This window comes from Echinicola jeungdonensis, assembly GCF_030409905.1.
Taxonomy (GTDB): domain Bacteria; phylum Bacteroidota; class Bacteroidia; order Cytophagales; family Cyclobacteriaceae; genus Echinicola; species Echinicola jeungdonensis.
The window spans coordinates 433,170-446,653 of the sequence record NZ_JAUFQT010000001.1 but is presented as its reverse complement, the minus strand read 5'-3'; the positions used below and the strand labels follow the sequence as shown (position 1 = coordinate 446,653).

The 13,484-nt window shown below is 41.8% G+C and carries 7 protein-coding genes; all 7 read right to left on the bottom strand.

Annotation, left to right across the window (positions count from 1 at the left end):
* Window positions 1–15 precede the first annotated feature (15 nt).
* Window positions 16–420, bottom strand: coding sequence for a VanZ family protein (locus QWY93_RS01815; RefSeq protein WP_290246484.1), 405 nt, complete (start codon window positions 418–420; stop codon window positions 16–18).
* Window positions 395–775, bottom strand: coding sequence for a glycine cleavage system protein GcvH (gcvH, locus tag QWY93_RS01810; protein WP_290246483.1), 381 nt, complete (start codon window positions 773–775; stop codon window positions 395–397). Before gcvH ends, QWY93_RS01815 begins: the two co-directional genes overlap by 26 nt.
* Before the next feature lie 64 nt (window positions 776–839).
* Window positions 840–7,739, bottom strand: coding sequence for a T9SS outer membrane translocon Sov/SprA (gene sov, locus QWY93_RS01805; protein WP_290246482.1), 6,900 nt, complete (start codon window positions 7,737–7,739; stop codon window positions 840–842).
* 246 nt (window positions 7,740–7,985) lie between these two features.
* Window positions 7,986–8,582 carry a Holliday junction branch migration protein RuvA gene (gene ruvA, locus QWY93_RS01800; protein WP_290246481.1) on the bottom strand — a complete coding sequence of 199 codons (597 nt, stop codon included), beginning with the start codon at window positions 8,580–8,582 and terminating at the stop codon, window positions 7,986–7,988.
* Window positions 8,579–10,852 (bottom strand): NADP-dependent malic enzyme, encoded by a 2,274-nt coding sequence (locus tag QWY93_RS01795; protein WP_290246480.1) that lies wholly within the window; start codon window positions 10,850–10,852, stop codon window positions 8,579–8,581. Before QWY93_RS01795 ends, ruvA begins: the two co-directional genes overlap by 4 nt.
* Before the next feature lie 35 nt (window positions 10,853–10,887).
* Window positions 10,888–11,985: a DUF4837 family protein gene (locus QWY93_RS01790; protein WP_290246479.1), complete on the bottom strand. Its 1,098-nt coding sequence runs from the start codon at window positions 11,983–11,985 to the stop codon at window positions 10,888–10,890.
* Window positions 11,986–12,075: 90 nt separating this feature from the next.
* Window positions 12,076–13,467, bottom strand: coding sequence for a lytic transglycosylase domain-containing protein (locus QWY93_RS01785; protein ID WP_290246478.1), 1,392 nt, complete (start codon window positions 13,465–13,467; stop codon window positions 12,076–12,078).
* Window positions 13,468–13,484: the final 17 nt, after the last annotated feature.

Genomic DNA, 13,484 nt, shown 5'->3' with positions numbered 1-13,484 from the left:
ACCATTTATTTTTATTTATACAAACCTACATCGCTGCTTGTACAAAATAATAAAACAAATGGTCCCAATCATACTTCCCAGCAAATTGGCTATAATATCTCCTACATCATAAGACCTGTCTGGTATAAACCGTTGAACTTCTTCAATTAATATAGCAAATATGATTCCAAAAACTAAGTAGTTAGTAATGAAAATCACTTTTTTTATTTTTCTTTGCCTATATCTCCAAACTCTGTTCCAAAGAAAGAGCAATCCGGCAAACAGTCCAAAATGAACCATCTTGTCCAAGCCAGGTATGTCTGGAGCGGAGGGAAGGTTTTCACCTGGAGATAAGATCAGCCAAATTAATAAGGCCAGCCAAAGAAGTGCAACTGTTAGGTTTCCCAGAACTTTATCAGGATTCTCCCACGAGTTCTGCATATGCTTCAGAGGAAAGTAAATCCGAAGGTAGCTCCCCTTCAAATTTCACCTTGATCATCCAGCCTCCCTCGTAAGGGGCTTCATTGACCAATTCTGGTGCCTCCTCCAATTCCTCATTGAATTCGATGATTTCCCCTTCTATGGGCATAAACAAGTCGGAAACCGTCTTTACAGCTTCTACTGTACCGAACACTTCTCCGGCCTCAATAGTTTCACCCACAGTTTCTACTTCCACATAAACAATATCTCCCAATTCTCTTTGGGCAAACTCCGTAATTCCGATTGTAGCTATATTGTCTTCAATTTTCACCCACTCGTGGTCTTTGGTGTATTTTAACTCTTTTGGGAAATTCATATTTAGTTAATAAAGATTTTAAATAATGTGTCCAAAATTACAAGCTTTCAGGAAATCATAAAACCTATTGGCCTAAATTAAATCGCAACTGTCCCCCAAAGGCTGTGGAACTTCTTCTGTAAGAAGTACTTATTTTGGGTTCATTGACCGTGCGGTCAAAATAGACGGAAACCCTTAGGTTTTGATTGATCAAATAGGCAACGGTGGGCCGGATCTGAAGATTAAGGTTACCATTGGTCACGGTGCTTTCCTCTCCAATTTTCCGCTGCAAGGTTTGGGTATCCACTATTCGGGTATTAATCCGGATTTCCAAATCATTGTCCAGTACCTGTTGTCTTCCCTGTATTTTGAAAGGGATTTTTACCCCTGATTTTGTGTACCCCAGGTTGAAGCTGAAATCCTTGCTTTTTTGCTCGGTGACTTGGGCATTGGAGAAATTCAATCCAATGTTCCGTTCCATATTGTATTCCATGGAAATGCTCATACGATCCTTGGTAAGCACATCTACCCCGATCAACGGAGAAAAACGTTCTGATAATACAACCTGATTCAGCACAAATACAGGAATATAACTTCCAAATTCATCCGTCAAACTTGCCTGGGGATAATTTTGAAGGCTATTGTATAACTCCAATCCGTTTTTATATAGCAATGAGTTGGAGAAATTGCTGACATCATATGAGGATGTGTAATTATGCGTCAGATTGATGGAGGAGAAATATTCCTCAAGCCATGGGATTCGGGACAATCCCCTGTATTCCACTCTCCAATTGGGTAAAGGGGTTTTAGGGAAGGGGCTTAGGCCAATTTCATTCGGGGACTTTCCTGAATATGCAGCCAAAAAAGATGGGATCAATACATCTTGGCCATTGAGTTCATAGGTCCCTCCAGGGTTTTGGCTTTCCAAGCGGCTTTGTATGGTTTGACGATAAGTTTCAAAGTTGGAGAACAATGGAGAATTATTGTCCTCATCATCCTTGGCAAATGCCGTTTTTATGAGGTTGTAACTGAGATTATAAGCCCCTAGGCGGTTGGGATTAATGGAAACATAGTCATTTTCAGCTTCTGAGTACCGGAAAATTTCATTATAATTTCCTGTCTCTCTTTTTCGCATATCCAAGGTGATCCTGAAATCCTTTACTGGTTCTACAATTGCATTTATTTGTAAATTTTTTGTCTGATTTTGCCGGAAAGTTTGGGTCAGTTGATTGCTTGGAGCCATAACTCCCTCTGAGGCCAGATCATAGCGAATTCCACTATTTTGGCTTCCAATAATAAACCCAAGTCCAGGGTTCATAAAGCTCCGGTCCAGACCAAACAATCCCGTGTTTTCCATATAACCAGGAAGGAAAGTTCCTTCCACTATATTATAACGCCCACTAATTTCCTTGATCATCATCGCCACTTTTAACAGCTCATTGAACCATCCGCCCGTATTAATTTCCTTTTTATCCTTTTCATTATTGGATTGGCCAGGAATACTGGGGCGTTTAGGGGAGTTGAGTGCTTTTAACCTATTTACCTTATTGTACAGCTGTATTAAATCCAATTTACCATTGAGGGACCGGTCCCTGGTATTTTGGATGACGTTGCCCAAGGTGTCCCTTTGACCTATGGCCCCTGTCAACCAACTGTAGGTTGCTTCATATCTAAAATCTGCATTGATCCAATCCAATATTGGCGACTTTTCAGTGGGTATATGGTAATTGGCTACCAATTGATGATTGTAGTTGGTGGGCCTTCCCAAATTTTTGACATTATTTTTTACTGAATCGATTTTGGCTTCAGTATCCAGATCCCCTTCAGGTTCATCAACAACCGCATTGACTCTTGCGGTATAATCAACGGTCAGATTTTTGGTCAAATCCCAGTTGAGGCTGTAAAAACGGTTAATAAAGAATCTTTTTTGGAAAAGGGGATCTACTCCTTCAGTAGTCAACTGATCATTTCGGTATTGTGTCCGCATAAAGCTCCTGTCAACATCCAATCTAGCAGTGATCATGGATGGAGCTAGGTTGAGATTAAAATCCCGGATAAGCTGCAGATGCGGACTTTCCAGTATTTTCCAATTTTTGAAAGGCTCAAGAACCAGGGGTGTGGGCTGGTAATTATAGGTAATATTTCCTTTATAGGTTTCAAAAGTATAGTCTTCTGTATTGATATTACTTTCTTTTACCAACCCATAGGAATAAGAAAAAGCAAAATTTTCAATGTCATAGATCCTTTTCTTCTTTTCCTCATCCTTCCGGACTTTTCTCACATTGGTAAAGCTAATATTTCGTCTTTTGACCTGATCCAAAACAAGGTCCTTATAGGCTTCCCTTTCAGCATCCGTCCTGAATTTGGTAAGCGCAAGTTCAAAGGGAACATCAGGGTTTAATGGGTCAAACTCCGGTTTGGTAGTGGAATTTTCCAGGCTGACATACAAGGGAATGCTGACCCCCAATACATCAGGTAACAAGCGATCCACTTGGACATTGGCTGAGACATCATATTGGGTGGTGGATTCCCTCGCCCTTTCGGATAAGCGGGTTTCTAGACTTCCAAATCCGAAGGTGTTGTGGCGGATGGTAGAGGAAATGGTAGCCACATCCGCAATCTGGGCATTAAGTCTGGCATTGGCTGCCCATCCGGAGGATTTGTTGAACTCGGTTACCCTGAGTTCATTGGCCCAAATGCAAACGGATTTACTACTTGTTCCGGTAGAGGAAGGGTTTCTAACCCCCAACATCATCCCTTGGACAAAATTCAGCTCGGGACGTCCCACTACTGTAACCCTGTATTGGCGGATTTGGACAGAATAGGGGAGGTTCTGTGGAACCCGGTTATTGTCCCTTTCCACTTTTACTCCCACCAATTCATCAATGGCAATATCAATTTCATTTTCTAATGGCCAAATCTGTCTTGGATCCCTGGTGCCAGGTGGAGTGACCATTAAGGGGACTTCTATTTCATAATAATTTTCGGTATAATCTGTACCAATGCGAAGAAAAGCGCTCAGCTCTCCATCTTCCGCATCCTGGCTGTCAGCATGCAAAAACATTTTTAGGCGTCCATACTGAACCAAATCCAGGTTGACATTTTTAAATACGGCTCTTGCATCCCGATGCTGTAAATTGTCGATACATAGCCGCAGGGATTGTTCATTGAGTTGTCTTTCCACAGTTGAAGTATTGTCCCTGTCCCTGGTAAAACCCGGGGGGAGTACATAGGGGCTTTGTTCGGTACTTCCCTGACCGTTTTCCTCAATATTGACTACGCCCACCGTCAAATTGGAATTATCAGGTTCCGGAATTTCAGTGAAATCCCTTTCATACAAAGATTCCTCAAAAGTTCTCCATTGGCTCCCTACCAACTGGAATTTTGCCATTCTTAGCACAACAGGCTGTTGGAAATCCGTCAAATAGGTTCGGATAAAGCGCATGGATTTAAATCCGGAAATATCTCCTTGGACACCATCAGGTTGGCGAATGGGGATACGGAATAAGTACCAATTGACTTCCTCACCATTTTCAACATGGGAAACCTTATCCACGATGTAGTTTTGTCCCACATCCATAGTATTGGGCCTCAGGTCTACCTGATATTCATAATAATTTTCAGTTTCGTTGATGGTGTTGTCATTATTAAGGTCTTCGTTATCGGGCTCATTGGAGCCGGAAGGGGTGTAGGGTAGGTTGGAATTGGCGGTAATGGGAGTGTTATTCTCCATGCCGTTGTATTTTTTATACCTTTCCAGGATTTTAATGTTATTTTGGTCATATTCCGTATTTAGGTAATAGCGGAATTGATCACCAGAAGGATCCTCTTCAATTTCCTCCATCACATCGGAATCTACATTGAGGCGGTTAAGGAAACGGTCAGCAAAAAAAGTAGTTTCATCTTCGCTACTCAATCCATCAAGACCTACATCCTGGTTGGGTCTTGATTCAGGGCTGTTATCAAACCCTGGCGTCAAATATTGTTCATTGGTAACCCGCCCCCATTCATTGGTGGTGGTTTCAGTTGGGTCACCATCTGCAGGAAGGCCATTTTCAAATGCATGCCGGCTATCCTTTATCACATCTTCTGAGATTTCTCCCAAGTTGAAAACCAATTTACCCCCTGTGGTATTGTTTTCATTAAAAACACCATCCATTACCCGGCCATTTTCCCCATCAATAAAGGGATCCATCATCCAAAATTCTATGTATTCGATATTGGTGCGGTCAAAATCCACTTCTGAGGTAATGGCCCGGGTTATCCCCCCGTAATTATCTTCGGGATTGGGGAGCAATCCCCGGTCTGTCAAATTGGGATTATAATTATACATTCCCCGTTCATGTGGAAAATAGGCAAGTTCAAACAGAGGTTCAGGGGTGACGATCACATCCCTATCCCTTTGTTGGAAAATTTCCTGGGGGATAACCCTTCGTACATAATGGTTTCTTCGATCTTCACTGGTGATATTTGAGGGGACGCCCTGTCCTGTTTCCCTATAGAAAATATTGTCAATATTATACCAGGCAAGTTTGGCCCTCCTATAGGCATTGCCCAGGCGGTCCTCTGTTTGCATGCTCAGGTCAAAACGATTGTCCTCCGTCCTTGGAGTGGATGCAAGGCTCCAGTTTTGGGGTGATCCTCCCAAGCTAAATGGTGTGATAGCTGCTTCAAAATCATCTATATAGGAAGTCCCTTCACCATTGACCTGATTGGAGGTGCCAGGGATTAAATGGGCAAATTCTCCATTAAAAGTAATCAAAGATTGTTCTTTAGTGTCGGTAAAGGGCAGTGCATCGGCAAGTTTGGTAAGCCATCTGGATTCATCGCTATAGTTCAGGTCCACTCCCCAAAGGCTGTTCCTTATAGTTTCATTTCCAGTACTGATCCGGGTGATATTTGGCCGCTCGTTAAGGTATAAAAAGGTACCTCCAAGGTTTAAATTTTCATTGAATAAATAGTCAAACCGGGTACCCAATAAACTTCGGGTCTGGAAGGATACCAAGTCGGCCTTCTCAAAACTAACCTTAATCCTTTTTCCGGATTGTAATATACCCTCATTGATAATGACCACCCTGCCAATATTATAATCCACCGTATAATCCACCCCTTCTGTGAGGGGGATATTTCCAGCTGTTAACAATACCGAACCCTCAGAAATGTTTAAACCCGGCAACATGATTTCCGATGCAGAACCCGCTGTCATGCTTCCTTTTAAGTAATATTTGTTGAGGCGGGTTACTAATTCTGCATCAGCCTGGGTGGTATTATAAAGCGTATCATAAACATATTTGTTTTTCAGGCTTTCTTCATTGGGCAGAAAATGCTTTTCCAGGTTCTGTCCAAATGGTTCAAGAACGGGGAATATGAGCATTCCCTTGTCCGGAAAAATGGTAAGCCCCGGGACAAAGTCAAAATTTCCATCCGGCTGGGGGTCATTTTGGGGGTTTAGATTATCCAAGCCCATAAGCCGGATGAGTGGTACATCTTTGACTTCCTCACCTTCCAACAAACTGGGGTTATCCAAACCGGTCCGGTCGTCCCGGTAAATGACTTGCAATTGAAAGCCTTCCTGTTTGATTTGGTTGGCATTGAAATTATAAATGTTTTTCATCATCAAGTCCCAAGTAGGAACCTGAGTGTTTATTCTTGCCGGCCGGAGTAATTTTAAAAACAATACCTCATTTTCTGGCCTGTTTTGATAATCTTCCGATAACTCGCCCACTTTGTAGGACTGGCCATTATAGGTGTATTCATAGGAAACCGCCAACACTTCATCGTTTTGCAATTTCCGGTTTAGGGAAAGATAACCCAATTCTTTGTGGAATGTATATTCATTTTGCCCCAATTTCCTGGCACCGTTTACCTGTTCAAAGTCTGTCCCTTTGACCAATCCCAAATCACTTTCTATGGCAGTAGAGGCATTGTCATAGGGCCTGAACGCAGGGTTGTTGGTTAAGTTTTCAAATAATTCATTGGCCCCATTGGAAGCGGGAGCATCTGGACTTCCACTTCCAATATTGGGATTTTCAGGCCGGTAGATCCTTTGTCCTTCTCCAAGGTCCATAAAAGCGGTAAAATTCCTTAAGGTTTCGGTGTTGTTGGCCCTGTTCATGATATAAACTTCCACCCGGGTAACATTTACTCCTGATAAAACCTGTGGAAGTCCTCTTAACCACCTTTCATAATTTTCCCTGAAAAAGTGGCCCAGGAAGAAATGGCGGTTTTCATCATAATTTGAAGCCCTGAATTCAAAGGGCCTCCCCTGACCTCCCCCTTCAATCACAATTTCATCCCTGCGTCCCCTTTGAGTGGAAGCCACTGCGGTCATAAAAAGTTTTCCAAATTGCATTTGGGTTTTGACCCCGAACAAGTTTTGTGCACCCTGGATAAGGCTGTTTTGGACCGGCATACTGACATTGCCTATTTCTATACTTTTAACTATATCCTCTTCAAATCCCGTATATTCTACTTTGAGCTGGTTTTCAAAATCAAAGGAATTATTACTGTCAAAATTGGCCCCAATGCGCATTTTTTGACCCAAATTGCCATTGACACTCATTTGGATTTGCTGGTCAAAATTAAATCCACCGTTTCTTTGTTGGCGGATGGGGATGGAAGGATTATCGATTCTTCTGAAGATTCCACCAAAATCCAGGTTAACATAACCTGTGGGAACAATGTTGATCTCACTTCCCCCAAATAAGCGGTCAAAGGTTGGGCTCATGGTAATGGGAGGGATCAATCCCCGTCCACCCACGGCACTTTCTCCCTCTAATCCCCTTGACCTGTTTCTCCAATATTCCTGCCGCATTCGCAGTTCCTGGATTTTAGAAAAATCCTCGAAATCATAGCTGTATCCTGATTCCGCATCTGCAGAATCTACTTCATCATAAACCCGGTAATGAAGTGTAGAATCAAGTTCTATTTCTATTTCTCTATCGGTGGGCGGAGGCAAAATAAAGGGGGATCTTCTTTTCCTCATGGGGGAATTTAGAGGATAAAGGGGATTGGTATCCATATCATCCCATAATAAAAAGGAAGGCAAAGTCCGCCTTTCCTCCAGAGAGTCCAGCCTGGTTTTTGTACTGTCTTGATTGGTCTCTTGTCCAAATGATATTGTAGAAGACAAAAAATATAAAGCAAACAACAATATTATTGTTGTATAAAAATATTTTGAACTATCACCTGAAAAAAAATATGGTTTTGGGTTAATCAAGTGTAATGGAAATTAAGATGATTTTAAAGATGCTTTAATTAATGCTTCCAATGAAATTTCTGAGTCTGATTTTTTCAATACAGCAGCAATATTTTTTTCTGCAGTGGCTTTTGGAAAGCCCAGCGTAACCAATGCTTGGAGGGCTTCCTCCTTGATTTGGTTGTTTTGATTTAAAAATCCCTCACCTGCCACAGCTCCTACTGGTGCCGATTTCTTGATTTTATCTTTCAGTTCCAAGACTATCCTCTGGGCAGTTTTTAATCCAACACCTTTTACTTTCTGGATGGTTTTATGGTCTTCCTGTACAATTGCCTGTTCCAGTTCCTGGCTATTTAGGGAAGAAAGAATCATTAAGCCAGTATTAGGTCCCACACCACTGATGGAAATCAAATCCAAAAACAACTTTTTTTCTGAAGCATCCTTAAATCCATAAAGGGTATGGGCATCTTCTTTTATGTGTAAATGGGTGAGGAGCATGACCTGCTCCTCATCCTTTATTTGCGAATAGGTGTTCAAAGATATTTTAACATGGTAACCGATACCATGGATATCAATGACCAAAAAGGTTGGGTCCTTGGTGACCAATCGACCTTTCAAATAATCAATCATACTATATCCTGTGTTTGGGCATCCACTACAGCAATGGCTACCATATTGACAATTTCCCTGATAGAACTGCCCAATTGTAATATATGAACCGGTTTATTCATCCCTAAAAGGATAGGGCCAATGGCTTCAGCATTCCCAATATCAGCTACCAGTTTATAGGAAATGTTTCCTGAACTCAAGTTGGGAAATATTAGGGTATTGGCCTTTTTATTGGCTAGGGCACTAAAGGGATAGGTTTCCTGCTGGAGCTTTTCATTTAAGGCCACATTTCCCTGCATTTCCCCTTCTATGACAAGTTCCGGGAACCTGGCCTTGGCTTTTGCGGTTGCCTGAGCCATTTTGGTGGGGGTATTTCCTTTAGCAGAACCAAAGTTAGAATAGGAAAGCAGGGCAATTCGAGGTTCAATGTCGAAAAACCTTACTGCATCTGCTGTCAAACCAATGATTTCCACAATTTGATCATCGGTAGGGTTAACATTTACTGTGGTATCGGCAAAGAAGAAGGGCCCTTTATCGGAATTCATAATATACATCCCCGCCACTCTGTCAACTCCTTCTTTCACACCAATAACATGCAGGGCTGGCAAAATGGTTTTGGGGTAATCCTTGGTCAAGCCAGAAATTAAGGCATCAGCTTCTTCCAATTCCACCATCATGGCACCAAAGTAATTCCGGTCCCGCATCAATTTTTGCCCCTCATAAGGAGTCATGCCTTTCCTTTTTCGCTTTTCATAAAGGATTTTACCATACCTTTCCATCCTTTCCGTCTCCTCAAAAGGGTCGATAATAGGGACACTTTGCAAATCCAAGGCATTATCTTCTATCAACTTGAGTATGGTCTTCCTATTACCCAGAAGAATAGGTTCACCGATCTTTTCATCCACAATAAGCTGAGCTGCCTTGAGGATTTTTCGGTTATCAGCCTCAGCAAAGACAATTTTTTTCGGGTTTTTCTTGGCCCTGGAAATCACCCTGGACATCAATCTTTGGTCGATACCTATTCGTTCTTTGAGATCCAGTTCATAAGCATCCCAGTCGTTTATTGGGTTTTGGGCAATTCCTGAATCCATTGCTGCTTTGGCAACTGCCGGGGCAATAGTGGTGATCAATCTTGGATCCAAAGGTTTGGGGATTAAGTAATCTTTGCCAAAACTTATTTGCTCATCACCGTAAGCTTTATTGACGATGTCCGGAACAGGTTCTTTGGCCAACTTGGCAATGGCCTGTGCTGCCGCCAATTTCATTTCTTCATTGATGCTCAGGGAGCGTACATCCAATGCACCCCGGAAGATATAAGGAAATCCCAATACATTGTTGACTTGGTTTGGATAGTCAGAGCGTCCAGTAGCCATGATCAGGTCTTCCCGGGCTGCTGTGGCTACATCATAGGAAATTTCAGGGTCGGGGTTAGCTAGGGCAAAGACGATAGGGTTGGGGGCCATTAACATGATTTGGTCCTTGGAAACCACATTTCCTGCCGAAAGTCCCAAAAAGACATCTGCTCCATCGAGGGCATCAGACAGGTTTTTTTCAGGACCGCTTTCCAGGGCAAACTCTTTTTTAATATCATCCAATTCCGCCCTATCAGTCCGGATTACCCCAGATTTATCACACATGATGATGTTTTTCTTTTGCACCCCAAGGGACATGTAAAAACGGGTGCATGAAATGGCAGAGGCTCCAGCCCCATTGACTACCAACCGGATATCTTCAATTTTTTTGCCTACAAGCTCCAGGGCATTTAAGAGGGCTGCACCAGAAATGATTGCTGTCCCGTGTTGGTCATCATGCATGACCGGAATATTCATTTCCTTTTTAAGGGTCTGCTCAATAATAAAACATTCAGGTGCCTTGATGTCCTCTAAATTTATCCCACCGAAAGTGGGCTCCAGGGATTTGATGGTCTGAATCAGTTTATAGGGATCTTTCTCATCAATTTCTATATCAAAAACATCAATCCCGGCAAACTTCTTAAAAAGCACCCCCTTACCTTCCATAACAGGTTTTCCAGCTTCAGGTCCTATATCCCCAAGGCCCAAAACAGCTGTTCCATTGGAAATAACGGCAACCAGGTTGCCTTTGGAAGTGTATTGATAAACTTTTTCTTTTTGGGCAGCAATTTCTTTGCAAGGCTCTGCCACCCCGGGCGAATAAGCTAAGGCCAGGTCAAGTTGGCTGGATAATGGCTTGGTTGGTATGACCTCTATTTTTCCAGGACTACCCTGTTTATGGTAATTGAGGGCATCTTCTTTTCTTATTTTAATTGGCATATCTAAAAGCTATAATTTGGATTTTATTTTAGGTTTTATTTTTCAGGGTTTTCAATAAAATTAGTCCCCATCAGGATGGTTTCAATTTCCCACAATGCGGATTTATGTTTTTCATTGGGGTAAAATACAAAACCCTCCATAAAATAAAGCTTACTATTATCCGGGTTAACGGTCACATAAGAAATAAAGGAGCCACCCATTGACACATTATTGGTTTTCCATTGGCCTCTCATTTCTACAGCGTATTGGCCGTCTATCTTTAAATTGCGGAAAGCCGGGGGGACCTGTTTTTCCGTTTTTACAAAGGATTCAGGATTGTTGGGGTCTCCAAAAACCCTGGTTTTAAGAATCTCATCCCTTAATTTGATGATGTTTTCCGGAAATAACTGTTCTTCAGATTTATATTCAGTTTCATAAAAAATTAAACTGATATCTGCTCTTTGCGTGGTAGGGGTAGGTTGCCTGGCCCAAAGGAAATTTTCTCCCTCTTTTACAAACTGATAGGAGGGGGGGATTTTTAGTTCAAGATTAAAAAGCTCCTCGCCCTTAGCCGCTAATTTTCCATTTGTCCTATTAAACAATACTTCGCCAAGTCTGTTCCTCTCTCTCACCTCAAAAAGATTTTGGATCTTGGATTTATTTTTCCTTAAATTTTCGATCAGTTCTTTTTCATTATTGCCAAAGAGATAAATTACCTCTTGCCCTCTGGCAAATTCATCCTCATTTCTTATCATAAACAAGGAATCATTTTTAGCCGCTTGTTCTTTTGATTTTTTGCTAAACTGGGCGTTAATGGATTGGCTTCCGGGGTTTTTGTCATCAAATGTGGTGACATATACAATATTGTATGCCATCCTTAATATCCTGGTCATGGCCCTGGGGTCCACTCTCCTCAAGTCATATAGACTCTCTTCCCGAACCAAACCTGGGATATCCTCCTGGAAAACTTCCAGAAGGGCCTCTTTAACCTCACCCTGAAATTTTAAGGAATCAATAACCAAAACTATTTCCCCTCTTCCGCCCCGGGCAGGAGGTTTATTGGAGTTTGATCCCCGTTGAGCTTGATCGCAGCTATATAGTAAACCTGCAGATAGGATGCAGAGTACCCAAGCAATGGTTTTTTGAAAGGACATAACAATGACAGTTAAATAAATTTTGATACAATTTATAAATTTTGGCCGGGTCAAAAAAATAAACCAATTAATTATTTAGTTGATAAGGGCTTATCCAATAATCAGTTTTTGGCCAGGTTTAATTTTATTTGATCTCAACTTATTCAGTCTTTTGATTTCTTCAATGCTAACTCCCTCCAGTTTACGGGCAATTAGCCAAAGAGAATCTCCAGGTTGAACAATATAAGTTTTAGGGGTGTTTTTATAAGATGTCACATCCTGTTTAGCTTGCTGGGTAACCAGGTTTTTATCAAATGCTCCTTTTCCCTGATAAATAGTTAGGGTTTGTCCTACCTTGATAAGGTTGGAATGTAGCCCATTCCAGGCTTTTAGTTCAGATATAGTGATATTGTGCCTGCTTGCAATTTTTCCCAAGGCATCGCCTCTTCTAACCCTGTAAGTTATTTTTTCAGGTGCTTTTCGCACTGGGGCTTCATTTCCCTCTTCCTGAATGGCCAATAGCCTTTCAGCTTTCACCTGAAGGGAATCTGCTATTTGCTCTTTATTTTCAGCCAGGTATATTGCTTGCTTTTTGGGAACCCTCAAAGCATATTGCCTTTGGGAATGAGGGATTTTTTGGTTGATTATGGCAGGGTTAAGCATTTCCAAATCGTCCATGCAGATGTCTGTTATTTCAGCCAGCTGTTTCAAGTCCACTTCGTGATTAAAGCGGATTTTTTCATGGGCAACAGGAAAATTGGCGTTTTCCAATACCAGGTTATGCTCATCAGCATATTTGAATACATACATGATGGCTTGAAATTGAGGTATATATCCTCTGGTTTCCCGGGGAAGGAAACGATAGATACTCCAAAAGTTTCTTTTTCCTCCGGATCTCCTAATTGCTTTTCTGACATTCCCAGGTCCGCAATTATAAGCTGCCATGGCCAATTCCCAATCATTAAACATTCTGTGTAACGTTTTCAGATATTTGCAGGCAGCCTCGGTAGCCAATTCGGGATCCATACGGTCATCAATATCCCGGGTAACGTAAAGGTCATATATACGGCCGGTGGCAGGCATAAATTGCCATAGACCCATGGCACCAACCCTGGACTTTGCTTTTGGGTTTAAGCCTGATTCAATGATTGCCAAGTACTTGATGTCCTCGGGCATATTGTGGCGTTTCAGGGCGTCTTCAAAAAGCGGGAAATATATTTCCTTTCTGCCAAGTGCCATTTTAGAGTATTCACGGTTCCTTACCGTAAAGTAATTAATAAAAGCAAAAATGGTTTCATTCAACGCATAAGGCATTTCGGTATCCATGAGCTGTATGCGCTGGTTGATTTCATCATAGGTGAAATCGGGAATATATTCGTAATTATAAGTAGGAGTGAGGGTTTCTTCCTCCTCCATATCGTTGACAAAATTATACAGTTCCTGACCATGGGCAGTAGTGAGCATAACACTGCTGATTGCGAAAAACATAAGTGAAAATGTCATCCAGGTTTTCATGGTCA

Coding starts and splice junctions, on each gene's coding strand:
- QWY93_RS01815 (WP_290246484.1), bottom strand. CDS start 420: ATGCAGAACTCGTGGGAGAATCCTGATAAAGTTCTGGGAAACCTAACA.
- gcvH (WP_290246483.1), bottom strand. CDS start 775: ATGAATTTCCCAAAAGAGTTAAAATACACCAAAGACCACGAGTGGGTG.
- sov (WP_290246482.1), bottom strand. CDS start 7,739: ATGAGGAAAAGAAGATCCCCCTTTATTTTGCCTCCGCCCACCGATAGA.
- ruvA (WP_290246481.1), bottom strand. CDS start 8,582: ATGATTGATTATTTGAAAGGTCGATTGGTCACCAAGGACCCAACCTTT.
- QWY93_RS01795 (WP_290246480.1), bottom strand. CDS start 10,852: ATGCCAATTAAAATAAGAAAAGAAGATGCCCTCAATTACCATAAACAG.
- QWY93_RS01790 (WP_290246479.1), bottom strand. CDS start 11,985: ATGTCCTTTCAAAAAACCATTGCTTGGGTACTCTGCATCCTATCTGCA.
- QWY93_RS01785 (WP_290246478.1), bottom strand. CDS start 13,467: ATGACATTTTCACTTATGTTTTTCGCAATCAGCAGTGTTATGCTCACT.